Consider the following 23,654-nt stretch of genomic DNA (forward strand, 5'->3'; position numbering starts at 1 on the left):
CGTGATCACCTCCGGGGGCCACCCGTTCGAGCTACACAAACCCCGGTCAGGGGTTCGCGGACCCCACACGATCGGTGAACCGGCTGGAACGCCCGGCGGGGCGTCAGTACGTTTTTCCCACCGAGGCGGAACACTACGTTGAATACCGCCTTGGCACCTGTCTTATCGAAGACAATTGTCTTATCGAGGGAGAATCCATGCTGAAGAAAATCGGCTTCGTCGCCGCCGCCATGGCGGCCGGGGCATTCGTCACCGGTGGCATCGCGTCCGCCGGGACGCCGGACGAAGAGCACGGCCACCACCACGGCACCTACGGCTACGACCACACCGGTCAGGTCGGCCTGGTGAACCTGAACAACACCGACGCGCTGCACAACGTCAACGGCACGCTCGGCCTCTGCGGCAACGACATCAACGTGCTCGGCGTCCAGGTGCCGATCCACGACTCGCTCAACGGCATCGGCGTGCCGATCCTGTCGCCGGGTGCCAGCGAGGCGAGCGGCGAGTCGCCGTACAACTGCGCCTCCGGCGGGCTCGCCGACGGCGGCACCAGCCAGGGCGAGTGACTTTCCGCTCCGGCGGAATGAATGGTTTTCCGGAAATGGCGCAGCCTAGGTTCGCGCCGTGAAGTATCGCCCCGAACCGGGGCGGGCAGTTGAGGAGTTTTTTCTCGTGATCAAGCAGCTCGGATTCGTCGCGACCGCACTGGCCGCCGGGTTGGCCGCCTTCGGCGGCTCGGCCTCCGCGACCACCGTCAGCGTCTCGGGCCACCCGGTCGACCAGAGCGAACAGTTCGGCCTGGCCAACGTGCAGAGCCTCGACGCACTGCACAACGTCAACGTGGTCGGCGGCGTCTGCGACGACAACGTCAACGTGCTCGGCGTGCAGGTCCCGCTGCACGACGTCGCCGAGGGCATCGACGTCCCGATCCTGTCGCCGGGGGCGCACGAAGCCGAAGGCTCGACGCCGTCGAACTGCGCCAGCGGCAGCATCGCGGACGGCGGGACGGCCCAGGGCCACTGACCGACCCGGTGGGAAGAAGCCGTCGCACGGATGCAGTTTCCGTGCGGCGGCTTTTCGCTGTGTCCGGAAAAGGAGGGGAGGGCGACCGTGGCCGGGTGACGCCGGCCCCGGCGCTGTCCGATGAGGACGCTGAGCGCGCGGTCCGCGCCGGCTTGGCTGGGGGCTGGGAACCGGCGAGGTTGTGCGTCGCCCGGCTGCGGGCTCGGCTGAGGGGTTCACACCTCGCCGGTTCACCAGCCGGAAACCCGTTCCCGGGGTCGAAGGGAACGCGTTCCGTGTGACCGAGCCTACGGCTTCCGCCTCGTTTCCGTGGTGTTTGTTGGAGTGATGGTGTCATGAACGAGTGTGCGAATGCGGCTCGTTTCATGAAAACCGTTCTTCCGCGATAAACCTCGCTGACCCGATCGGGCCAATCAGGGCCCGGTCAGCGGCTTGTGGTGCGCACCCAATGGTGGCATGCGGTGGAATTCACACCATTCTTTCAGTACGTTTCCCTCACGCGGGACGGAGCACACACACCTCGTCGCCGTCCTGTCCGATGCACCGACTGATCGAGGAGAACAAATGCTGAAGAAGATCGGGTTCGTCACGGCTGCCGTGGCGGCCGGCGCTTTCCTGGCCGGTGGCGTCGCGGCCGCCGGTACGCCGGCCGGCCACGATGACCACCACCACGGTGGGCACACCGGCCAGCTCGGCCTGCTCAACCTGAACAACACCGACGTGCTGCACAACGTCAACGCCGCGCTCGGCGTGTGCGACAACGAAATCAACGTGCTCGGCGTCCAGGTGCCGATCCAGAACTCGCTCAACGGCATCGGCGTGCCGATCCTTTCGCCGGGCGAGCACGAGGCCAGCGGCGAGAACCCGGAAAACTGCGCCTCGAGCGGCCTCGCCGACGGTGGCACCAGCCAGGGTCACTGAGTCCCCGCGCCACGGCCGCCCGTTGTGTGTGCGGATGCCGGCCGAGGCGCGGAATCCGGCGCCGCGCCCGAGGTGGTGCGGCGTGCCCGGAACAGGGAGCGAGCTGCACACTCCGGTTCCCCGTCCCGGGCACGCAGCGATCCCGGCGCCGACGCCGGCACGGGTGGGACCGGCCACCGGGCAGAACCGGTGAGCCGGCCCCACCCGGCGCAGGCAAAAGCCGCGACCGACACGTCGGTCGCGGCTTTTCCGTGCGCTCAGCGGCGGCCGAGCAGCCTCCCGACGACCCCGCGCCGGCGCCGCGGCTCCGGAAGGGGCGTGGTGCCCACGCGCAGCACAATGTCCAGCACCGCCGCCTGCTGCTCGGTGGCGGCGCGGGTGTAGCCGGGTGACGCCGCGACGGCGCGGCGAAGGTCGTCAGGGTCGGCGGTGCCGCTGTCGAACCCGGTGACCCGGGTGACGTCGATGGGGCCTCGGCACGGTGTTTCCACGCGAAAGTTCTCCTGCGGTCGGACGGTCCGTATCCCGTTATCGCTCCGTTACCGCCCGCGCGTTACCGTTCCTGCGTCCCTCGGTCAGGTGAGAAGCGGAAGCCCGATCGGCCACCGGGCGTCGAGGCAGCGCCGCAATTTCGCTGGTCACGGTGAGGAGAGCGGCCTTAACCTCGGCAGATGACGAAGTGGCCCCGGTGGTTCGACCTCGACCATGACAGCGACGAGCTCAGGCCGGACGAACAGGCGTTCCTCGCCGCGCTGCAGCAGGCGAGCGCGCAGTGGGACTTCGAACACGCCTCGAGCTGGGCGAGCCGGCGCGAGGACGAGCACCCCTGCCTGATCGCGGTCGCGAGGGTCTCCAATCCCGTCAAAAGCTTCCTGCTGGCCGAGTTCGGCGTCCACTACCGGGACGGGCGCGCGCAAGGCGACCTGTTGCACATCTGCCTGCACGAGCTGCCGGAAGAGCCGACGCCGTCCGCCCTCGACGTGACCGGCGGCCCCGAGGAGCTGGCGGCCGAGTGCGCGGCCTGGTTCGGGAAGATCCTGCGCAGCGCGGGCCCCCACGCCCGGCGCTGCGCCGAGGACCTGAGGCCGGCAACCGGGACGAGCTGAGCCAGTCCGCCGCCGCGCCCCGTGAGCGGCGCGCGAACGCCGCGTGCGCTGGTGCGGCACCGCTGCCGCACCAGCGTCGCGCGTTGCCGATCGGTCAGACGCGGCTCCACTGCTGGTTCGCCTGGCCGTTGCAGGTCCACAGGATCGCGTGGGTCCCGTTGGCCGTCGCGGCGCCTTCGACGTCGAGGCACAGTCCTGATTGGACGTTGCGGATCGTGCCGTCCGAGCCGAGGGTCCACTTCTGGTTGCTCTGCCCGGTGCACGAGCGGCTGAAGACGCGAGCTCCGCTGGTCGTGGCGTCGAGGCACTTGTCGCCGAAGACGCGGATCTCGCCGTTTTCCCAGGTGGTCCACAGCTGGTTGGCGGCGGTCTGGCAGTCCCAGATCAGCGTGCCCGCGCCGGAGGCGGTGGAGGCGTTGTCGACGTCGAGGCAGCGGTTGGCGCCGGCGCCGCGCAGCCGCGACGTCGTGGCGGCGAGCGGGGTGCCACCGGAGACGCGGTAGGCGGCGGCGCCGTGGGCGGGCACGCTCGCGCTGATCGCTCCGCTGCTCGCGGAGGTGCCGCCGGTCCAGAGGTCGGTCAGGGTGAACGAGATGCCGGAGAGCCCGATCTGCGCCGCGGTGGTGCTGATGGTGGTGGTGCCGCTGCCGCGGTTGAGCAGGCCGACGGCGACGGACCCGTCGGCCAGCGGCTTGGCGAAGACCTCGACGTTGCCGTCGTCGCGGACCCGGCGGCCGCCGGCGCCGAGGCGGTCCTGGTCGACGGCCAGCAGGCGGGGGTTGCGCAGGACGGCGCTGATGTCCGCGGACATGGTGCGGATGTCGTTGCCCGCCATCAGCGGCGCCGCCATCAGGGCCCAGAGGGCGAAGTGCGCGCGGGATTCGGTCAGCGACAGGCCGGGGCGGCCGACCACGAGCATGTCGGGGTCGTTCCAGTGCCCGGGGCCGGCCTGGGCGGCCAGCGGGGCGGTGACGTCGAGGACGTTGCCGACGCCCATGGGGTAGCTGTTGGTGTTGCCGTTCTGCCAGATGTCGAGCAGGTCTTCGGTGGTGCGCCACAGGTCGGCGACCTGGCCCCAGTCGTACTTGTCGCCGGTGATGGCGTGGTAGCTGTTGGGGTTGATGCTGTAGACGATGGGGCGGCCGGTGGCGCGCACGGCGTCGCGCATCAGGCCGAAGCGGCTGACCTGCTCGTCACGGGTGCCGGCGGGGGAGCACCAGTCGTACTTGAGGTAGTCGACGCCCCAGGAGGCGAACGTGCGGGCGTCCTGGGTTTCGTGGCCCTGGCTGCCGGTGGAGCCGGGGTAGGTGCCGGTGCGCTGGGCGCAGGTTTTGTCGGTGGGGACCTGGTAGATGCCGAACTTCAGGCCGCGGGCGTGGATGTAGTCGCCGAGGGCCTTCATGCCGCTGGGGAACTTCGAGGCGTTGCCGCGCAGGTTGCCCTGGGCGTCGCGCTGCGGGTCGAACCAGCAGTCGTCGACGACGACGTACTGGTAGCCCGCGTCGCGCATGCCGGAGGAGACCATCGCGTCGGCGGCTTGGTGGATCGTGGCTTCGCTGACGTTGCAGCCGAAGCTGTTCCAGCTGTTCCAGCCCAGTGGCGGGGTGACCGCCGGGCTGCCCGGCGCGGCGACGGCGACGGCCGGGACCGCGGCGGACAACGACAGCGCGGCGGCCGTCGCGGCGAACAGGTGCAGGACCCGTGAACGGGTTCGAGCGGGCATCGTCGCCCCTTTCCGACGGGTGGACCGACAGTTAGCGTTAACATTGTCGGCCGCACTGATGGTCGCGAAACTTTCCGAAAATTTCGGCCTGACTGACCCGGTGGCCCACGTATGTATAGACGAACGCCGGTAGCGCGTCCACCCTCCGTCCGCGGATCATTGCCAAAGGCGCACGCGCATGATTACAGTCCCTTGTCTGGGAGCGCTCCCACTTCCGCCGGGCTCGACGACGAGGAGATGGCGAATGCGGGCAAGGAAATTCCGGGCTGGTCTGGTGTTACTGGCGGTGACGGCGCTCGGGCTGACGGCGGGATCCGTGCCCGCGTCCGCCGCGACGTACGAGCGGCTGCTCAACGGCACCTTCGCCGGCGGCACCATCGACCCCTGGTGGGCCGGGTCCGGGACCACCGGCCACGTCACCGGCGGGGAGTTCTGCACCGACGTCACCGGCGGCACGGCCAACGGCTACGACGCGCTGGCCGGCCAGAACGGCGTCCCGTTCGAGACGGGCCAGCAGTACACGCTGACGTTCGACGCGCACGCCACGACCACCCAGCAGATCTCCGCCGTCGCGGGCGAGGCCGTCTCGCCCTACCGGCAGATCTCCCGCACCGACCTGACGGTCACGCCCGCCACCCAGCACTTCACCGTCACCTTCACGTCCACATTGGACTTCCCGAACGCGGGCAACGGCCAGTTGGCCTTCTGGTTCGGCGGCCAGGCCGCGAACAACACCGTCTGCCTGGACAACATCTCGCTGATCGGCGGGGTCATCCCGCCCGGCGGCCTGCCGCCGACGAGCGGCATCCGGGTGAACCAGGAAAGCTACACCCCCGGCCTGCCCAAGCACGCCACGGTGATCAGCGGTTCCTCGACGCCGGTGACGTGGACGTTGCGGAACTCCGCCGGCACGGCGGTGACCACCGGCCAGACCCGGCCCCGCGGCGCGGACGCCGCCTCCGGCGAGAACGTCCACGACATCGACTTCTCCGCCTACGACACCGCGGGCACCGGGTACACCCTCGTCGTCGGCTCCGAGACGAGCTTCCCGTTCGACATCTCCGCGGACGGCCTGAAGAAGCTGCGCTACGACTCGCTGGCGTTCTTCTACCACCAGCGCAGCGGCATCGCGATCGACGCCCGGTACGTCGGGGCGACCTACGCGCGCCCGGCGGGTCACGTCAACGTGGCACCGAACCAGGGTGACAACAACGTGCCCTGCCGGTCGGACCTGAACTGCGGCTACACCCTCGACGTCCGCGGCGGCTGGTACGACGCGGGCGACCAGGGCAAGTACGTCGTCAACGGCGGCATCGCGACCTGGGAGCTGCTCGACGAGTACGAGCGCGCGCTGAAGCTGGGCGACGCGAGCGCGCTGGGCGACGGGAAGCTGGCCATCCCCGAACAGGGCAACGGCGTCCCCGACATCCTCGACGAAGCCCGCTGGGAAGTCGACTTCCTGCTCTCCATGCAGGTGCCCGACGGCAAGCCGAACGCGGGCATGGTGCACCACAAGATCCACGACGCGCAGTGGACCGCCCTGCCCACCCGGCCCGACCAGGACAGCCAGCCGCGCCGGCTCTCCCCGCCGAGCACGGCGGCCACGCTGAACATGGCCGCGGTCGCGGCGCAGGCGTCCCGGCTGTGGCGGACCATCGACCCGGCGTACTCGGCGAAGCTGCTCGCCGCGGCCGAGAAGGCGTACGCCGCGGCGAAGGCCAACCCGAACGTGCTCGCCGACCCGAACGACGGTACCGGCGGCGGCACCTACAGCGACAACACCGTGACCGACGAGTTCTACTGGGCCGCCGCGGAACTCTTCGCGACGACCGGCAAGAGCGGGTACCGCACCGACGTCACCGGTTCCTCGCTCTACCGGGGCGTCAGCTTCAACACCCACGGCTTCGACTGGGGCTCGACGGGCGCGCTCGGCGACATCACCCTGGCCCTGGTGCCCACCGACCTGCCCGCGGCCGACGTCACGGCGATCAAGTCGGCCATCACCACGACCGCCGACAGCCACCTCGCGCAGATGGCGGGCATGGGCTACCCCGCGCCTTACCGCACGGCCGACGGCACGTACGAGTGGGGATCCAACGGCCTGGTGGCCAACAACGGCGTCGTGCTGGCCCTGGCCTACGACTTCACCAAGCTGGACAAGTACCGCGACGGCGCGTTCCAGGCCATGGACTACCTGCTGGGCCGCAACCCCGCGAACTACTCCTACGTCGCCGGCCACGGTGACCAGGCCGTGCAGAACGTGCACCACCGGTTCTGGGCGCACGAGCTGGACCCGTCGCTGCCGACCGCGCCGCCCGGGGCGCTCTCCGGCGGGCCCAACAGCGGCCTGCAGGACCCGACCGCGGCCCGGCTGCTCACCGGCTGCGCGCCCCAGCGCTGCTTCGTCGACGACATCCAGGCGTACTCGGTGAACGAGGTCGCCATCAACTGGAACTCGGCACTGGCCTGGCTGGCGAACTGGACCGCGGAGAAGTCGCCGTCCGCGGTCGACACGACCGCCCCGGCCGCCGCGGGCAAGCCCGTCGTCTCGGCGGTCTCCGCCACCGGCGCGACGGTGACCTGGACGGCGTCCTCGGACGCGGAGAGCGGGATCAAGAGCTACGACGTCGTCGGCGTGACCGGCTCGGCCCGCAAGGTCCTCGCCACCGTCACCGGAACGACCGCGACCCTGACCGGGCTGTCGCCGTCGACGGCTTACACCGTGGTCGTGGTGGCCCGCAACGGCGCCGGCCTCACCGGGCCGGACTCGGCGTCGACGCAGTTCACGACGCTGCCGGATGCCTCGGGCGGCGGCTGCTCGGTGGCCTACACGGCCACCTCGTGGACCGGCGGCTTCACGGCCTACGTCACGCTGACCAACACCGGGACGACGGCGTGGCCGACGTGGACGCTGAAGTTCGCCTTCCCGGGCACCCAGAAGGTGACCCAGGGCTGGTCGGCGACGTGGGCGCAGTCCGGTGCGGGCGTCACCGCCACGGCGCTGCCCTGGAACGCTTCGGTGGCGCCGGGCAAGTCGGTTTCGATCGGCTTCAACGGCAGCTTCACAGGCAGCAGCAACCCGCCGCCGACGACCTTCGCGGTGAACGGGAAGACCTGCGGCTGACGGCCTCGCCGGTCGCTCGATCGGCGAACCGCCGGAGAGTCCGCTAGCGTCACACCCTGCGGGCAGGTGCGCCTCCTCCCCCTCGGCGCGCCTGCCCGCTCTTCTTCCTCCGTACCCGGGCCTTGTCCCGGGCCGTGCCGGCGCTCACCATGAGGAGCCCGGGGCGGGGAAGGAGGACGCCGTGGACGAGCCGGCGATCGTCGTGGCGGACCTGCGCGTCCACCGCGGCGGCGAAGAGGTGCTGCGCGACATCGGGTTCACCGTGCGGCGCGGGACGGTGACGGGGCTCCTGGGGCCGAACGGCTGCGGCAAGAGCACGCTGATGCGCTCGATCGTGGGCGTCCAGCTCGTCGAGTCCGGGCACGTGACCGTGCTCGGCCGGCCCGCGGGGCACCCCGAGCTGCGCCGCCGGATCGGCTACGCGACCCAGGAACCGGCGATCTACGCGGACCTGACGGTGACCGAAGCCCTGCGCTACTTCGCCGCGGTGCTCGGCGCGCCGCCGTCCGATGTGGACCGGGTGATCACCCGGACGGGGCTCACCACGTCGGCCCGCGTGCTGGTCGGCCGCCTTTCCGGCGGCCAGCGCGGCCGGGCCAACCTGGCCGTGGCGCTGCTGGGCACCCCCGAGCTGCTGGTGCTGGACGAGCCGACGGTCGGTTCCGACCCCGAGCTGCGCGACGAGCTCTGGAAACTGTTCCACGACCTGGCCGCCACCGGCGTCACGCTGCTGATCTCCAGCCACGTCATGGACGAAGCCGCGCGCTGCGACGACCTCCTGCTGCTGCACCGCGGCAAGCTCCTCGCCCGTGGCACCCCCGAGACGCTGCGGACGCGGACCGGTGCGCCCGATCTCGAGCAGGCGTTCCTGCGCCTGATCAAGGGCCGTTCGGAGGCGGCGCGATGAACGCGCCGGCCACCACCCGCCGGATCCTCACCCAGCTGCGCCACGACCCGCGCACGGTGGTGCTGCTCGTCGCGGTGCCGAGCGTGCTGATGATCCTGCTGCGGTACGTGCTCAACTCGGAGCAGCGGTTCAGCGCGGTCGCGCCGGCGTTGCTCGGGATCTTCCCGTTCACGATCATGTTCCTGCTGACCTCGGTGACGACGTTGCGCGAGCGCACGACCGGGACGTTGACCCGGCTGATGACCATGCCGATCGGCCGGCTCGACCTGCTCCTCGGCTACGCGCTGGCGTTCGGCCTGCTCGCGACCCTGCAGGTGGTCGTGGCCGCCGGGATCTCCCTGACCTGGCTCGGGCTGGACATCGCGGGCCCGGTCTGGGTCCTGCTGCTCATCGTGGTCCTGGACGCGCTCCTCGGCACCGCGCTCGGCCTGTTCGTCAGCGCGTTCGCCCGCACCGAGTTCCAGGCGATCCAGTTCCTGCCGGTGTTCGTGCTGCCGCAGTTCCTGCTGTGCGGCCTGTTCGTCCCGCGCGGGGACATGGGCTGGGTGCTGAGCGCGGTGTCGGACGTCCTGCCGCTGTCCTACGCCGTGGACGCGCTCACCCAGGTGACCCGCTCGGCCGAAGTCGACGGCACCCTGGTTCGCGACATCGGGATCATCGCCGGCTGCGCGGCCCTCGCGCTCCTGCTCGGGGCGGCGACCCTGCGCCGCCGCACCCCCTGACGCCGCAGGGGCCGAAAGTCCCGGACCGCAGGGCCGAACGACGCCCTCCGCGCACGGCGGCGGGACCCCGCTGGCGCGGTCGCGGTGTCACCGCCGGTCGGGGCTGGTGGTCATCGACTGGCGAGGCCGCCCATGATGGCGTCGACGAGGCCCTGATGGGTGACCGCGTAGGACCTCCGGTCGAACAGGCCGAAGCCGTATTGGCCGTTGTTGCCGTTGTCCCAGTAGACGGTGGCGGCGCCGTACTTCTTGGACGTCGACACGATGGCGCGCGCGAAGTCGGCGCGGTACCGGTTGTTGGCCGAATCGAACGCGGACTTGTCGATGGACCCGTATTCGCCGACGACGACCGGGTAGCCCTTCACGACGAATGCGTCGTGCACCAGTTTCAGCTGGGCGTCGAGGTAGTCTTCCTGTCCCCAGGTCGACTTCTTCACCGGATTGGTCGCGCCCCGGCCCCACTGGGTGATGGTGCCGTTTTCTTCGCCGGCGAAGTCCCAGGGGCTGTAGTAGTGCACGGAAATCATGATCCGTTTTTCGGCGGCGGGAACCGACGAGGAGCGGAACCGGTCGGTGGGCAGCGTGAAGCCGTAGTTCCCGGTGGTGTAGTCGATATTGGTGTTCCAGCCGGCGATGAGCAGCCACCGCGAACTGTTGTTCCCGCCGGTCTTGCGCACGGTGTCGACGAAGATCTGGTTGTAGGCGTTGATGTTCGAGTAGCACGGCTGCGTCGGGTTGCCGTACTGGCCGTCGAACTCCTCGTTCATGGACTCCAGGACCAGGTGCTGGTCGTAGCCGGCGAACCGGGCCGCGACCTGCTGCCAGACCTTCTGGTACTTGGCCTTGATGGTGGCCTGGTTGCCGGAGTCGCAGATCAGCCAGGAGCCGTTGACGGTCTTGTAGCCGTCACCGTGCATGTTGATCAGCACGTACAGGCCGCGCTTGTAGGCATAATCGGCGACCTGCTGGATCCGGTTCAGCCAGGCCGCGTTGATCTGGTAGTTCGGGCCGGCACCGAGGTAACCGAGGTAGGAGACGGGAATCCGGACGGTCCTGAACCCGGCGGCCTTGACCTTGTCGATGAGCGTTTGGGTGACGGCCGGCAGCCCCCACGCCGTTTCACTGGGCACGCCGTTGCTGTTGGCTTCCAGCTGATTTCCCAGGTTCCACCCGGCGCCCATGTCGGCGACGACCTGCGAAGCATTCAGCGAAGTGACGGCGGTGGCCGGAGCGGGCCCGGACACACTCGCGGTGACGGCCAGTGCGGCGGCAAGGAAGACGGACCGGAGCTTCGTTGCTCTCGAAGTCATGACGGATACCTCTCGTGCCCATTGGTGGACATATTCCAACATGCCCGGTACCTACCGTCAATCCTTTCGCCGATGCGGATCTTTAATGCGGAAGATCGGCGATCGAAGAAATCGAATAATCGAAAGAATCGACGTTTCTTCGACGGCGGCCGGCGGGAATCCGGCTCGGTCGGCGGCCTCCTGGCGGCAGCGCTTAAGGTGGAGGGCGTCCGGTGCCGGACCGAGTAGAGGAGTGCGCATGCAAGGAGTGGATCCCTCGGTGCCGCCCAGTGGTACGGGGTGCGCGGACTGCGAGGCCGCCGACCCGCAGGGCTGGTGGTTCCACCTTCGGCGCTGCGCGGAGTGCGGGCACATCGGGTGCTGCGATTCCTCACCCGCTCAGCACGCCAGCGGCCACGCCGCCGCCAGCGGGCACCGGATGGCGCGCAGCTTCGAGCCCGGTGAAGAGTGGTTCTGGGACTACGGCGAAGAGGTGCTGTACGAATCCGGCCCCGCGCTCGCCGCTCCCGAACACCGGCCGCTCACCCAGGCCGTGCCCGGCCCGGCCGACCGGGTTCCCGCGGACTGGACCCAGCACCTGCACCAGTAGCCGCTTCGAGCGGACCCGGCCGGAAAACGCCGGCGATCCGGCAGTACGCGGTACCACCGGATTCCCGGATTCCTCCGGCGATACCACCGATGGCGCCGCTTCCGCTTCTAGCGTGGACCTGGACGGGCCGGCCCACCCGGAGGAACTGCCGGCCGGGATCCGCGCGGTCGCCCGAGGTGACGCTGTCGTCGCCCCCGCCCTGACCCGGCGTCTCCTCGACACCTACGCCCACCACCTGCCGTCCGCGACCGGCGGCGGTACGGACGAACGGCGAGATCGCCGAGCAGCTGGTGCTGTCGGAGTCGACGGTCAAGACCCAGGTGGGCCGGGTGCTGGCCAAGATCGGCGCTCGCGACCGCATCCACGCCGTGATCATCGCCTACGATCTCGGCCTGACCCGGCGGCCCGGCTGATCGGAGGGGTTCCCATGCACCGCTCGAAGACCGGCTGCGCGAGCTCGGCGGCGGGTGCGACTGCGAGGTCCTCGCGAACCTGGACCCGGCGGACTGGGTCTGACCCCGTGCCCCCGACCGCATCGAAGCGGTGATCATCGCCGACGACCTGGGCCTGACCCGCCCCTGCGAACCCGGCTGATCGCCCGCGTCACAGCCGCCGAAACCGCGCCTCCAGCAACGCGAACACGCCGAACACCGCGATCCCGGCCGCCAGCGCCAGCAGCAGGACCTGTCCGTACGGCTGCACAGCCAGCGTCTTCAGCGCCGGATCCAAGCCGGCGGCCTTGCCGGGGTCGTAGCGGACCGCCGCCAGGACGAACATCGCCCCCACCGTGGCGTAGGTGATTCCCACCGCGCACCAGCCGATCTGGCCGAGCCGGGTCGTGGACAGCCGGAGGGTGCGGGACGCGCCGCCGAAGTCGAGGTCGTGGAGGAACTTCTTCCGCGCCCCGCGGTAGGCGAGCCACGCCGCGACCACGATGACCAGGACGCCCGCCGCGATCACCGCGACCGCGCCCCACGGCCGGCCCAGCACGCTCGCGACCACCGACCCGGCCTTGCCGGACGCGCCCATCGCCGTCTTGCCCGCGCTGTAGGCGACGAGGCCGTACAGCACCACTTCGACGCCGCTGACGGTCCGCCGCACCCAGCGCCGCCGGGGGTCGGCGTTCCGGTGGCCGGTGATCGCCTCGGCGAGCTGCCACAGTGCCAGCACCCCGGTGCCGGCGGCGATCAGCCAGAGCAGCCACGCCCCGCCTTCGGAAGCGACGATCTGCAGCGCGCCCGCCTTGTCGGCCCGCTCGTTGTCGCCGAGCGCCACCTGGGCGGCCAGCCACGCGACGACGAGGTGCACCGCCGCATAGCAGGTCAACCCGATCCGGGCAAGCAGGCTGAAAACTCTCAGTTCGGGCATGAAGGTGAGTTTTGCTCACCTTGGCCGGTTTGGCCAGACGCGATCGGCGCCGAGGCCCACCGCCCCCGCCGAGCGCGCATCGCAAATGCATCGCAAGTTGGTTCTTTCGTGGCCCCTCGGCGCCCGGTTTTGGGCGTACCTCGCGGGTACGGTGATGCAAAACCTGTGCAGCCGGCGTCCGGGGAGACCGCGTGAGCAGAACACCCGAGTCGCGCTCCCTGAGTTCGGGCGAGGTCGCCCGGGCCCTCGGCGTCTCGCAGGTGACGCTGCGGACGTGGGAGCAGCGGTACGGCATCGGTGCCTCGGATCGCGAGGAGAACGGCCGCCGCCGCTACACGCCCGAGGACGTCGATCGGCTGCGGCGGATGCGGGCGCTCCAGGCGCAGGGCACCCGGGCACGCGACGCCGCCAGGCTGGTGCTGTCCCGGTCGGCGGCGGAGACGACCGTCAACCGGCGACGGGAGCGGATCGCCGAGGCCGCCGAACTGCTCGACGTGTCCGCGATCGGTGATCTGGTCGACGACGCGCTCGCGAGCCTGGGTGTCGCGAAATCGTGGACCGAGGTCGTGGCGCCGGTCCTGCGCGCCATCGGGGAGCGCTGGGCGCGAGCAGGCGACCGCGACGCGATGGCCGCGGAATGGGCGCTGGCCGCCGCGGCTTCGGCGGCGCTCGACCGGTTGCGCGCGCCGGCGCCCGCGCGGGCCGGCCGGGGTCCCGCCCTGTTCGTGTGCGGACCCGCCGAGCGTCACGAACTGCCGGTCAAGATGCTCAGCGCGGCGCTGGCCGACGACGGCGCTCCGGCGATGTTCCTGAGCGGCCCGGTGGCGCCGGACGTCCTGCGGGTGGTGGCCGGCCGGTTCGCGCCGAGCGCGGTGGTGGTCTGGTCGATGACGTCGCCGTCCGCGGACGTGCGAACCTTGCGCACGCTGCACGCCGAGGGGGTTCCGGTGCGCCCGGCCGGCCCGGGCTGGCGTGGCCTGCCGACGGTCGGTGAGCCGCTGCCGCCGTCGTTCTCCGACGCCTTGGCGGCTTTCGGCAGCTGACGCGCTGCATCGAAAATGAAACGCGGCCCGGATCCTTCGGCGAGCGTAATGACGAAGATTCTCTTACGCTTGCGCACCTGCATCGTCTGTGCATCGAGAGGTGAGTGTGGCCAGGGTCTTTCGCCCGGTCGTCCGGCCGGCGGCCGAAGCCGGCCACGTCGGCACCCCGGCGCCCGAGGCGTTCCGGCGCTCGATGTCCGCCCACCGGCACCGGCAGCTGGCCGCCGACCTGGCCGCGCACCGGCGCTACCGGCACGATCCGCTGACGGTCGCGGTGACCGGCGCGAGCGGTCTCGTCGGGACGGCGCTGACGGCCTTGCTGACCACCGGCGGCCACCAGGTCGTCCGGCTGGTGCGGCGGCCCGCCGAGAACCCCGGCGAGCGGACGTGGCGGCCGGAAGCCCCCGCGGCGGACCTGCTCACCGGCGTCGACGCGGTCGTGCACCTGGCCGGGGCCCCGCTCGCCGGCCCGTTCGACGACCGCCACCGCCGGGCCGTGCGCGAGAGCCGGATCGCGCCGACGCGGGCGCTCGCGGACTTGGCCGCGCGCACCGCGGGCGGGCCGGAGGTGTTCGTCTCGGCGTCCGCGGTCGGCTACTACGGGCCGGATCGCGGCGACGAGCTCCTCGCCGAGGAAAGCGAGCGCGGAAAAGGGTTTCTCGCCGACGTCGTGGCGGACTGGGAAGCGGCCACCGAACCGGCGTCGGCGGCGGGGCTGCGCGTGGTCCGGGTGCGCACCGGCCTGGTGCTGAGCCCGCGTGGCGGCCTGCTACGGCTGCAGTACCCGCTGTTCGCCGCCGGGCTGGGCGGCCCGCTCGGCGCCGGACGGCAGTGGATGCCGTGGATCGGTCTCGACGACCTGGCCGACGTCTACCTGCGCGCCCTGACCGACTCCGTCCTCTGTGGACCGGTCAACGCGGTGAGCCCGGAACCGGTGCGCAACGCCGAATACGCGCGCACGCTGGGAACCGTGCTCGACCGGCCGACGCTGCCCGAGGTGCCGCCGATCGGCCCCCGGTTGCTACTCGGCCAGGACGGCGCCCGCGAAATGGCGATCGCCGACCAGCGCGTGACACCCCGGCGGCTGACCGGGGCCGGCCACGCATTCCGCCACCCGAGCCTCGCCGACGCCCTCGGTCACCTGCTCGGCACCGCCGCGGGCCTGATCGACTCCGCCGCCGGAGACCGGGCCTGACGGTCCGGCCGGCCTGATCGGCGGTCGAGCGCCGGCGGCGTAGCGGACTGAAGCGGCCCGGGCGGTTCGGCGAAGACGCGGCCGCCCCGTCGTACCGCTTCGTGAGATTCGGGTCCGTGCGCCGAGCGGGTGAACTCCGGCGCGCGGCTACGTCGGACAGCGGTACGGATTTGCTCCGTTTCCGACCGGCGAATCCGCCGTGTTGCCCGGTAATTACCGGTGCGGCAGAAAGTAACGGACGTCGTGGCGCTCCTGCTGGCGCACGCCGGCACCGACCGGATCGTCCTCGGGGCGACGGCGTGGCGCGACGGGTCCGTGCCGGTCGTGCACCTCAACGGCCTGCCGCACGTGCGGCAGGAATGGCGGAAGCGCTTGCGCTCCCGCACGACGGGTGCCGGGTGAGCGGCCCGGGCGGTCAGCCGACGGTGAAGCTGGCCGAGAGCGTGGCCGCCGAGCTGGTCCCGACGTAGACCTCGATCTTGCCCGGCTCGACCCGGAACCGCGCGGTGTTGTCGTAGAAGCCGACGTCGTCCGGGGTGAGGGTGAACGAAACCGTCGTCGACGCGCCCGCGGCCAGGTTCACCCGCCGGAAGCCGCGCAGCCGCCGCACCGGCTGGACGATGCTCGCGACCGGGTCGCGCAGGTAGAGCTGGACGACCTCGTCGCCGGCCCGGCCGCCGGTGTTGGTGACGGTGGCGCTCACCTCGATCCGGCCGCCGTTCGCCGGCAGGCGTGCGCCGGAAAGCCGCAGGCCGTCGACGCGGAAGGTGGTGTAGGACAGGCCGTGGCCGAATTCGTAGAGTGGCCCGCTGTCGAGGTCCAGGTACTTCGACGTGTACTTGTTGGCCGGGTCGGCGGGGCGTCCGGTGTTCTCGTGGTTGTAGTAGATCGGGATCTGGCCCACCGCGCGCGGGAAGCTCACCGGCAGCTTGCCGCCCGGGTTCACCACGCCGAACAGGACGTCCGCGATCGCGTGGCCGCCCTGCACCCCGGGGGCCCACGCCTCCAGGATGGCGGGCGCGTTCTCGTGCAGGTACGGGATGGTCAGCGGGCGGCCGTTGACGAGCACGACCACGAAAGGCTTGCCGGTCTCCTTGATCGCGGCGACCAGCTGCTGCTGCACGCCGGGAAGGCCGATGTCGCTGCGCGCCGCCGCTTCGCCGCTCATCGCGGCGGTTTCGCCGACCACTACGACGGTCACGTCGGCGGCGCGTGCCGCCTGCTGCGCGGCGGCGAACCCGCCGGTATCGGTCCCGTCGACGGTGCAGCCGGGGGTGTAGCTCACGGTGGCGCCGGGTGCCGCGGCCTTGATCCCGTCGACGACGGTCACCGGCGGCGTCGTCGAGGCCCCGGTGCCCAGGCCCGCCCAGGTGCCGTTGAGGTCGTAGGTCGCCGCGCCGAGCGGCCCGACGACGGCGACCGAACCGGTGGTTTTCGCCAGCGGCAGCACGGGTCCGTCGTTCTTGAGCAGCACCATGCACCGCGCGGCGGCCTGCCGCGACGCGGCCAGCGCGGCCGGTGAAGGCGCTTTCACCTCGGCCGCTTCGTCGGCGTACGGGCGCTCGAACAGGCCGAGCCGGAACTTGACGAGCAGGATCCGGCGGACGGCGTCGTCGATCTGGCCGCGGGTGATCCGGCGTTCGGCCAGCAACCGTTCGCCGAACCGGGCGTAATCGGTGCTGACCATCTCCATGTCGACCCCGGCCGGAAGGGCGGCCGCCGCGGCATCCGCGCCGTCACCGGCGAGGCCGTGCAGGATCAGTTCCTCGATGCCGGTGTAGTCGCTGACGACGAACCCGCGGAAACCGTAGGCGCCCTTGAGGACGTCGTGCAGGACGTAGCCGTTGCCGTGGGCGGGCACGCCGCTGATGGTGTTGAAGCTGGCCATGACGGTCGCGACGCCCGCCTCGACACTGGCCTTGAACGGCGGCAGGTAGAGGTTGTGCAGCCGTTGCAGCGAAACGTCCACGGTGTTGTAGTCACGCCCGCCTTCGGCCCCACCGTAGGCGACGAAGTGCTTGGCACAGGCGGCAACCCGGTCCGGCGCGGAGTAGTCGTCCCCCTGGTAGCCGCGCACCTTGGCGACGGCGAACTGTGTTGCCAGGTAAGGATCTTCGCCGTACCCCTCGGCGATCCGCCCCCACCGCGGCTCGTGGGTGACGTCCATCATCGGCGCGTAGGTCCAGTGGATGCCGCTGCTGCGGGCTTCCCGGGCCGAAACTCCTGCGTCCGTGCCCGCGACGGCGGGGTCGAAGCTGGCGCCCTGGGCGAGCGGGATCGGGAAGTTGGTGGTGTGCCCGTGGATGACGTCGAGGCCGAAGATGAGCGGGATCCCCAGCCGCGTCTCCTCGACGGCAACGCGTTGCAGGGCATTGAGTTTCGCGGCCCCGACCACGGAGAAGACCCCGCCGAGCCGGCCGCCGGCGAGGGCCGCGCGGGCGGTGGTTTCGTCACCGACGAGCTGCAGCTGCCCGAGCTTTTCGGCGAGCGTCATCTTGTTGAGCAGCGCCTCGACGCGCCGATCCCGCGCGGCGGCCTCTCCGGCGGTCTCTCCCGCGGCGGCCGCGGGGGAGAGCAGCCCGAGGGAAGCCACCCCGCCGGCGACGCCGGCCAGCACCCGGCGCCGGTTCACCCCGCTCGCGGCCGAAGTTCCGTGACGATCTTGCTGCGACATGGCGGGGACCCTTTCGCGAGGCGAGCTCCTCTGACCGGTCAGGCCTGCTTCAGCGTAGTCACCGGCCGGCCGGCCGCAGCGTCAGCCGAAAACCGGTTCCCCGGCCTCGACGTGCCTCGCTAACCTGGCGGCATGCCGACCTACCGCGTCCTGGTCCGTGGCAAGTTCGACCGGCCAACGGAAGCCGTCCGCGCGAAACTCCTGGCCAACGCCGGCGCGGCGGGCTTGGCGGACCTGGTGTTCAGCGAAACGGGAACGCTCGCCTACAGCCGGCACCTGGGCGGCTTCAGCTACCGCGTGGCGCTGGAAGTCGCGGCCGGCGAGGACGCCACGCAGCGAGCCCACGACCAGGCCGAGCTGATGGCGATGGAGCTGCTCGAGGGCGAGAACTACCCGTACCGCGATCTCACGGTCAGCTCGACCTGCATGGACGACGTGAAGGTCAACCGCCGCTGAGCGACTGAACGGTTCACACGTCAACCGTTCAGTCATATACTGTTGACATGAGCCCTCAGGCGTTCCCGCAGCGGGACCTCATGCGGTACCTGCACCGGGCGGCGCTGCTGAGCGAACGAGCCGGCGACCGTCGTTTCCAGCAGCGGATCGGCATCGGACGGACCCTGTTCCTCGTGCTGCGCTCCATCGCCGAAGCCGGCGAAGGCCCTCCGTCGCAACAGGAGATCGCCGATCTCCTCAGCCTGACGAAGGGCGCGGTCAGCCGGCACATCGAGACCGCCCGGCAACGAGGCTGGCTGGCCGTCGAGACCTCGTCCGCGTCACGTCGCGAGCACGCGCTGACCCTGACCCCCGCCGGCCGGTCCGTCGTGAAGGATGGGCTGAAGGTGCACCGAGAGTACGAAAGCTTGGGCGGCGCGCACCTGACCGGCACCGACATCGCCACCACGATCCGCACCCTGAAGACGATCTGCGAACTCCTCGAGACCGAGGAGCGGCGATGAGGATCGAAGTCGTCCTCGGCAGCACCCGGCCCGGCCGCCTCGGCGACCGCGTCTGCCGGTTCGTCATGGGCAAAGCCAGCCTCGTCGAGGGCGCGGAGTTCACCGTCCTGGACCTCGCCGACCACCCGATGCCGTTCTTCGACGAACCCCTCCCGCCGCTGGCCAACGACGACCGTCGCCCCTCGGCTCCGGTGCGCGCCTGGCTCGAGGCGATGGCGGCCGCCGACGCCTACGTCTTCGTGACCCCCGAGTACAACCACGCGCCACCGGCCGCGTTGAAGAACGCCCTGGATTTCCTCGCCACCGAGGCCTCCGGCAAACCCGCTTGGATCGTGTCGTACTCGACCACGGCCCACGGCGGCGCGCTGGCCGGCCAGAGCCTGCGGCTGTCACTGGGCAAAGCGGGCATGTTCCCGCTGCCGCGCAGCCTCGCCCTCGCCCACGCCGACCGGCTCCTCGGCCCCACCGGCGAATTGGCGGAGCACTCCGACTGGGCGCGCCGGGTCGCCGAATTCGTCCCGGCGTCCCTGCGCGACCTCGTCGGCTACAGCCGCGCGTTGTCGCCTTCGTAGATCTCCGCTTTCAGGATGGTGCGCCGGGGCACGGCGTAACCGCGGTGCATCTTGACGAGGAAGTCGACGGCGCCCACCGCCAGGCGGTGGGTGTCCTGGACGACGGTCGCCCGGAACGGGCAGTCCGCGGTGTCGATCAGCGTTCTGGCTTCCAGCACACCGTCGATGCCGACCACGACCGTGGCCTGGGTCGCCGCGGACGCGGCTGCCGCGATGGCGTCGACCGCGCCCAGTGCCATCTCGTCGTTGGTGCAGAAGATCGCATCGAGGCGCTGCCCGGGTGCCAGGTTCCGAACGTGGGTCCGGACCGCGTTGTGCGCCCGTGAGCGCACGAACCCGCATCGATCGTCGGTGACGATTTCGACGTCGGGCAGCCCGGAGCGCAACGCCTTTTCGCAGCGTTGCTGCCGGCTGTCGTGTTCGAGACTGGCGATGATGAGCACCCGCGGCCCGGTTCGTCCGCGCAACTGCTTGACCAGCCAATGGCCGGCCAGTTCGCCGAGTTCGCCCGTGTCGTAGCCGATGAACGCGGTGTTGTCCGGGTACTCCGACTCGGTCGGGAACGGCTCGAGGTCGGAAAACACGATGGGCAGCCGCGACTCCCGGCAGAACCTCACGAGGTCCTCGCGCAGCCTGGACACCTCTCCGGCGACCACGATGCCCCCGATGTAGGCGTGCTTCCGGTTCAGGATGCGGCGCAGGTGATGAGCTTGTGCGCCCGCGTCGTAGTCCCGGTCCGGTACCTTGAGCACGAGGTCGATGTCGTCCCGGTCGAGGGCAATGTGCACCTGTTGCACTAATGCCGCCACGTAATACTTCTGCTCGAACGCCGACGTCAGCAGGAAAGCCGTACCGCGCCGGTTCCGTGGCCTCATCGCGAACGCGGCCCAGAAAACGATCGCGACGACGGCGGAAACCAGCGCGGACCAGAGGATCGTGGCTCCCGCGGAAATGCCGCCTTGCAGGACTTTCGCCAGGACGGCCACAATGCCGCCGCTCACGACGGAAGTGGTCACCGCGAACAACGCGGGTGTCTTGTCCCGGTTCAGCCAAGCCATCCAGGCACTCTCCCAGCGGCGTCGCCCGCGGGCCATCCTCCTGACCCCGGCGGCCGGTCCTACCGGGCCGAATCCCGGCAGCGAAAGCCGAGATGGTCACCGGCCCGGCGCGGTGGGGTACGCACGCCGGGCCGGGAGTTCATCATGCGGGGACGAGCTGCCACTGCTGGTTGGCGCCGGTGCCGGCCGTGTACTGCACGACCTTGGCGCCGTCACTGCCGTCCCAGTTGTAGTCGTCCGCCGCCAGCCCGCTGTCGTGGCTGATGATGGTGAAGTACCCGTCGCCGGTGGGCCGCAGGTACCACTGCTGGTTGGTGCCGCCACTGGGCGTCCACTGCTGGAGCTGGAGCCCGAGCGTCGTGGCGTAGCCGTCGACGTCGAGTGCCTTGCCGGTGGGCACGTAGATCAGCGTGGAGGCACCCCCGGGCGCCGCCTTGACCGTCCACGCGCCGCCGCCCGTCCGCTGGACGGCCAACGCGCCGTCACCGGTCGCGTCGCCGGCGATGGCGAGCGGCTTGCCGCTGTTGCGGTTGACGATGCGGTAATTGGTGTCCGCCACGGGTTGGCTCGAGATTTCGAAGCGGTCGATCGTGGCCCAGTCGTGCGTCGAAGCGGCGCGCTGGGTGCCGGTGACGCGCACGCGGATCGTGTGCGTGCCGGAGGTGAGCCGGGGGCTGGACCAGGCCGGGACGTCACCGGTGCGCGTCGCCGAGTACTCGTCCACCAGCGCCTCGGATCCACCGTCGATGGAGACGCCGACGATGCCGTGGCTCGGCGCGGTCACGGCGTGCAACGTGACGCCGGTACCGGTGAAGCTCAGCGTCGCCGTGTCGCCCGTGACGTCGCTGTAGGAGTTGGTACCGGCGTACAGGCTGGTCTCGCCGGTCGAGTGACCCCAGCTGCCGGCGTAGGTCACCGACGAAGCGGCGTCGTCGACGCTGGCCGTCGGGGTGCCCAGGTTGAGGTACTCGACGTTGTCGGTGAACGTGGTGGTGCCCGACTTCGCGGTCGACAGCGTCAGGTACACGCGGGAGCCGCCGGCCGGTGCGGTGAACGAGATCGGCTGGGTGACCCGGGAGCCGAGCGGGATGGTGAGGGGAGTGCTGCCGGACGCCACGACGGCGCCGTCGGGCTGGTCGAGGTGCGCCGTCCAGCCGAGCGTGACCGACGTATTGGTGAAGTCGTCGTTGAAGACGGTGACGTTCCGGGTGACAGTGCTGTTGTGGGCGTAGGTGTCCACCGACTGCGGGAGCGGGAAGGCGCCGTTCGCGTCCGACTTGCCGGAGGCCGACCAGTAGGGCAGGTCGATCGCGGCGACCGGGTTGAACGCGGCCTGGATCCGCTGGAGCTGCGGGTTGCTCCACGGGGCGGTCAGGTTGTCCTCGCCGTAGACGGGATGGCCGCCCTCTTCGGGGACGAAGTCGGTGCTCCGCACGCCGGGCACGAAGCTCGCCCAGCCGGACAGCAGGGTGTAGGGCCGCAGGTCGCTGGCGTCCTTGGCCCGCTTGGCCGCGGTCGCGGTGGCGAACCATTCGAAGCCCTGCTTGGTGTTGGACTTGTCCCAGACGTACTCACCCTCGCCGTCGGGGCGGCCGGCCAGGGTGGCGCGCGCCTCGCCGTACGTGCCGATGCCGTCGATGTAGTGGGAGTAGACGGCGAAGTTGCCGTTCAGCAGGGCGGGGTAGGGGTTGGTGTTCCACGCGGTGTCGACGCTGACCGGCCGGGTGCCGTCATTGCCGTTCATCGCCGCGTACAGGTCCTTTTCGAACGCCTCGGAGTCGAAGCTGCTGAGGTCCGCCTCGTTGCTCTGGCTCCAGCGGATGATCCCGGGGTGGTTGCGGTCGCGCAGGGTCAGCGCCCGGGCGTGGCCGACCATGTTGTCGTGCCCGGCGACGAAGTCCTGGCAGCTGCAGGTGCCGCGGATCGCGGTCTCGTCGATGACCATCAGGCCCAGTTCGTCGGCCACGTCGAGCATGTACGGGCTGGCCGGCTCCTGGTGCACGCGGACCACGTTGTAGTTGAGCCGCTGGTAGTTGTCCACCGCCTGCGGCCAGCCGCCGTTCCCGCCGGACGGCGGGAGGAAGCCGGGCAGCGTGTCGTAGGCGTCGCCCTTGCCGCCGTTGTCGATCCGGTCGTAGTCCGCGCCCTGCAGGCTGTCACCGCGGTAGTTCACGCGGACGCCGTTGAGGTAGTAGTACTCGCCGTGCTGGGTGCTCTCGCGGAACCCGAACCGGTAGGTGGCGTCGCTGGTGCGGCCGTCGTCGGTCGTGGCGTGCACCGACAGCCGGTGCAGCTGGGCGCGGTACCCGGCGCGGTAGGGCACGTTCGGCCACCAGTACGAGGTGGTGCCGAGGTTCCACGCCACCGGGCCGACCGTCACCGTGGCGGTCGAGTGGGCGGCCACGGTGACCGTGCGGCCGGGCAGCGCCGGGTAGCTGAACGACGCGTTGTCGTCCGGGGCGAGTGCGCCGGACAGCGTCACCGACCGGGAGCTGCCGGACGTGTTCGTCACGGACACGTCGTAGGTGAGGGTCTGGTTGGCCACGGAGGTGCGGATGAACGCGTCGCTGACGTACACCGCCGGGTACACGCGCAGGGTCGCCGAGCGGTAGATGCCCTGGGGGATGGCCTCGGACCAGTTGGCGGCGTCGGGAACCACGGTCTGGTTCCCGTTCTTCAGCGCGTAGCGGCCCTTGACGTGCACGCTGATCGTGTGGGTGGTGCCGGGGGCGGCCAAGGCGGAGATGTCGAAGTTCGACGGCGTGAAGGCCGTGGTCCGGGTGGCGACCACCTGCCCGTCCACCGACAGCGTCGCCTCGTGGTTCACCGCGCCGAACTCGATCCACGCGGACTGCGGCTGTCCGCTGTTCGGCACCGTCACCGTGCGCGCGTACGTCGCCTCGTTCACGTCGGTGAAGCCCTGCTTGTACCAGCCGCCACCGGGCACGGTGATCGTGGTGGCGGCCCGGCCGGCGGGGGTGAAGCTCCACGACCCGGCCAGGTCGACCGACGCGAGCGCGCCATTGCCGGCGCCGACCCCGTCGGGGACGACGGCAGCCGCGGGAGCCGCCTGGGCGATGGCGGTGGGCTCCGCGATCCACGCCTGCATCCCGGCCACGGCGAGCGCCGCGGCGGCCGTCGCCGTCCACCTGGTGAAGCGGCGACGCCACGCCGGCTGAGTTCGTTGCCCCATCACGCGGCTCCCTATCTCCGTTGACGGCCGGAATGTTATCGCTCACATTCCGGCGGCGGAAGCCTTGAATTTCGCGGACCCGGGAGCCATGCTCACCGGTCGGCCGGGATGCCTCCGACGTGCCGTCCCCGTCGGATTCGAACGCAAAGATCCAGTACAGCGGCGTG

At 70.7% G+C, this 23,654-nt stretch carries 22 protein-coding genes and 1 pseudogene; 16 read left to right on the plus strand and 7 right to left on the minus strand.

The genetic code is table 11. The features are described 5' to 3' along the window. Positions 1-197: 197 nt before the first annotated feature. The 3 genes from AB0F52_RS22925 (at position 198) to AB0F52_RS22935 (ending at position 1,944) form a co-directional block, all read left to right on the plus strand. The gene (locus tag AB0F52_RS22925; RefSeq protein WP_360174349.1) at positions 198-566 is read left to right on the plus strand and encodes a hypothetical protein; all 369 of its coding nucleotides are present in this window, start codon (positions 198-200) and stop codon (positions 564-566) included. A 106-nt stretch (positions 567-672) separates the two neighbouring features. Then, on the plus strand, positions 673-1,023 hold the full coding sequence (locus AB0F52_RS22930) for a hypothetical protein (protein WP_360174352.1): 351 nt from the start codon (positions 673-675) through the stop codon (positions 1,021-1,023). 564 nt (positions 1,024-1,587) lie between these two features. After that, a complete protein-coding gene (locus tag AB0F52_RS22935; protein ID WP_360174355.1) occupies positions 1,588-1,944 on the plus strand; it encodes a hypothetical protein in 357 nt (118 codons plus the stop codon). Between the two features lie 257 nt (positions 1,945-2,201). Here the strand turns inward: AB0F52_RS22935 and AB0F52_RS22940 are convergent, their stop codons facing one another. Beyond that, positions 2,202-2,435, minus strand: coding sequence for a hypothetical protein (locus AB0F52_RS22940; RefSeq protein ID WP_360174358.1), 234 nt, complete (start codon positions 2,433-2,435; stop codon positions 2,202-2,204). Between the two features lie 180 nt (positions 2,436-2,615). Between AB0F52_RS22940 and AB0F52_RS22945 the strand changes: the two genes are divergently transcribed. Then, a complete protein-coding gene (locus AB0F52_RS22945; protein ID WP_360174361.1) occupies positions 2,616-3,050 on the plus strand; it encodes a hypothetical protein in 435 nt (144 codons plus the stop codon). 94 nt (positions 3,051-3,144) lie between these two features. On the opposite strand, the gene AB0F52_RS22950 is transcribed toward AB0F52_RS22945, so the two are convergent. Further along, positions 3,145-4,773 carry a ricin-type beta-trefoil lectin domain protein gene (locus AB0F52_RS22950; RefSeq protein WP_360174364.1) on the minus strand — a complete coding sequence of 543 codons (1,629 nt, stop codon included), beginning with the start codon at positions 4,771-4,773 and terminating at the stop codon, positions 3,145-3,147. 244 nt (positions 4,774-5,017) lie between these two features. On the opposite strand from AB0F52_RS22950, the gene AB0F52_RS22955 reads away from it, so the two are divergent. The 3 genes from AB0F52_RS22955 (at position 5,018) to AB0F52_RS22965 (ending at position 9,526) form a co-directional block, all read left to right on the plus strand. Beyond that, positions 5,018-7,897, plus strand: a complete 2,880-nt coding sequence (locus AB0F52_RS22955; RefSeq protein ID WP_360174367.1) for a glycoside hydrolase family 9 protein — start codon at positions 5,018-5,020, stop codon at positions 7,895-7,897. Positions 7,898-8,078: 181 nt separating this feature from the next. Further along, the gene (locus tag AB0F52_RS22960) at positions 8,079-8,804 is read left to right on the plus strand and encodes an ABC transporter ATP-binding protein (protein WP_360174370.1); all 726 of its coding nucleotides are present in this window, start codon (positions 8,079-8,081) and stop codon (positions 8,802-8,804) included. After that, positions 8,801-9,526: an ABC transporter permease gene (locus tag AB0F52_RS22965; protein WP_360174373.1), complete on the plus strand. Its 726-nt coding sequence runs from the start codon at positions 8,801-8,803 to the stop codon at positions 9,524-9,526. The genes AB0F52_RS22960 and AB0F52_RS22965 overlap by 4 nt, the downstream gene beginning before the upstream one ends. 110 nt (positions 9,527-9,636) lie before the next feature. Here AB0F52_RS22965 and AB0F52_RS22970 read toward each other — a convergent pair whose 3' ends face one another. Continuing rightward, positions 9,637-10,836, minus strand: a complete 1,200-nt coding sequence (locus tag AB0F52_RS22970; RefSeq protein ID WP_360174376.1) for a glycoside hydrolase family 5 protein — start codon at positions 10,834-10,836, stop codon at positions 9,637-9,639. A gap of 238 nt (positions 10,837-11,074) precedes the next feature. On the opposite strand from AB0F52_RS22970, the gene AB0F52_RS22975 reads away from it, so the two are divergent. The 3 genes and pseudogenes from AB0F52_RS22975 to AB0F52_RS22985 all read left to right on the plus strand — a co-directional run. Then, the gene (locus AB0F52_RS22975; RefSeq protein WP_360174379.1) at positions 11,075-11,425 is read left to right on the plus strand and encodes a UBP-type zinc finger domain-containing protein; all 351 of its coding nucleotides are present in this window, start codon (positions 11,075-11,077) and stop codon (positions 11,423-11,425) included. A 290-nt stretch (positions 11,426-11,715) separates the two neighbouring features. Further along, positions 11,716-11,838, plus strand: a complete 123-nt coding sequence (locus AB0F52_RS22980; protein ID WP_360174382.1) for a LuxR C-terminal-related transcriptional regulator — start codon at positions 11,716-11,718, stop codon at positions 11,836-11,838. A 22-nt stretch (positions 11,839-11,860) separates the two neighbouring features. Continuing rightward, positions 11,861-11,941: pseudogene (locus tag AB0F52_RS22985) on the plus strand (DUF2695 domain-containing protein); the annotation flags it as partial. Between the two features lie 87 nt (positions 11,942-12,028). Here the strand turns inward: AB0F52_RS22985 and AB0F52_RS22990 are convergent. Further along, positions 12,029-12,793, minus strand: a complete 765-nt coding sequence (locus tag AB0F52_RS22990) for a DUF1206 domain-containing protein (RefSeq protein WP_360174385.1) — start codon at positions 12,791-12,793, stop codon at positions 12,029-12,031. Positions 12,794-12,984: 191 nt separating this feature from the next. Here AB0F52_RS22990 and AB0F52_RS22995 point away from each other — a divergent pair, with 191 nt between their 5' ends. The 3 genes from AB0F52_RS22995 to AB0F52_RS23005 all read left to right on the plus strand — a co-directional run bounded on the left by AB0F52_RS22995 (position 12,985) and on the right by AB0F52_RS23005 (position 15,433). Continuing rightward, positions 12,985-13,836 carry a MerR family transcriptional regulator gene (locus AB0F52_RS22995; protein WP_360174388.1) on the plus strand — a complete coding sequence of 284 codons (852 nt, stop codon included), beginning with the start codon at positions 12,985-12,987 and terminating at the stop codon, positions 13,834-13,836. Positions 13,837-13,942: 106 nt separating this feature from the next. Continuing rightward, positions 13,943-15,031, plus strand: coding sequence for a TIGR01777 family oxidoreductase (locus AB0F52_RS23000; protein WP_360174391.1), 1,089 nt, complete (start codon positions 13,943-13,945; stop codon positions 15,029-15,031). A gap of 219 nt (positions 15,032-15,250) precedes the next feature. Beyond that, on the plus strand, positions 15,251-15,433 hold the full coding sequence (locus AB0F52_RS23005) for a hypothetical protein (RefSeq protein ID WP_360174394.1): 183 nt from the start codon (positions 15,251-15,253) through the stop codon (positions 15,431-15,433). 13 nt (positions 15,434-15,446) lie between these two features. On the opposite strand, the gene AB0F52_RS23010 is transcribed toward AB0F52_RS23005, so the two are convergent. Further along, a complete protein-coding gene (locus AB0F52_RS23010) occupies positions 15,447-17,705 on the minus strand; it encodes a glycoside hydrolase family 3 N-terminal domain-containing protein (protein WP_360174397.1) in 2,259 nt (752 codons plus the stop codon). Positions 17,706-17,837: 132 nt separating this feature from the next. Between AB0F52_RS23010 and AB0F52_RS23015 the strand changes: the two genes are divergently transcribed. The 3 genes from AB0F52_RS23015 to AB0F52_RS23025 are packed head-to-tail and all read left to right on the plus strand — an operon-like array spanning position 17,838 to position 19,236. Continuing rightward, complete coding sequence (locus tag AB0F52_RS23015) at positions 17,838-18,161, plus strand: DUF6204 family protein (RefSeq protein ID WP_360174400.1); 324 nt, start codon at positions 17,838-17,840, stop codon at positions 18,159-18,161. Between the two features lie 47 nt (positions 18,162-18,208). Further along, positions 18,209-18,664, plus strand: a complete 456-nt coding sequence (locus AB0F52_RS23020) for a MarR family transcriptional regulator (protein ID WP_360174403.1) — start codon at positions 18,209-18,211, stop codon at positions 18,662-18,664. Beyond that, positions 18,661-19,236, plus strand: a complete 576-nt coding sequence (locus tag AB0F52_RS23025) for an NAD(P)H-dependent oxidoreductase (protein ID WP_360174406.1) — start codon at positions 18,661-18,663, stop codon at positions 19,234-19,236. Before AB0F52_RS23020 ends, AB0F52_RS23025 begins: the two co-directional genes overlap by 4 nt. Here the strand turns inward: AB0F52_RS23025 and AB0F52_RS23030 are convergent. Both AB0F52_RS23030 and AB0F52_RS23035 read right to left on the minus strand, forming a co-directional pair. Continuing rightward, positions 19,209-20,294: a substrate-binding domain-containing protein gene (locus tag AB0F52_RS23030; RefSeq protein ID WP_360174409.1), complete on the minus strand. Its 1,086-nt coding sequence runs from the start codon at positions 20,292-20,294 to the stop codon at positions 19,209-19,211. The genes AB0F52_RS23025 and AB0F52_RS23030 overlap by 28 nt on opposite strands. A 142-nt stretch (positions 20,295-20,436) precedes the next feature. Then, positions 20,437-23,487, minus strand: coding sequence for an RICIN domain-containing protein (locus AB0F52_RS23035; RefSeq protein WP_360174412.1), 3,051 nt, complete (start codon positions 23,485-23,487; stop codon positions 20,437-20,439). Between the last annotated feature and the right edge of the window lie 167 nt (positions 23,488-23,654).

The sequence above is a fragment of the Amycolatopsis sp. NPDC024027 genome (genome assembly GCF_040638975.1).
In the GTDB taxonomy this organism is placed as follows: domain Bacteria; phylum Actinomycetota; class Actinomycetes; order Mycobacteriales; family Pseudonocardiaceae; genus Amycolatopsis.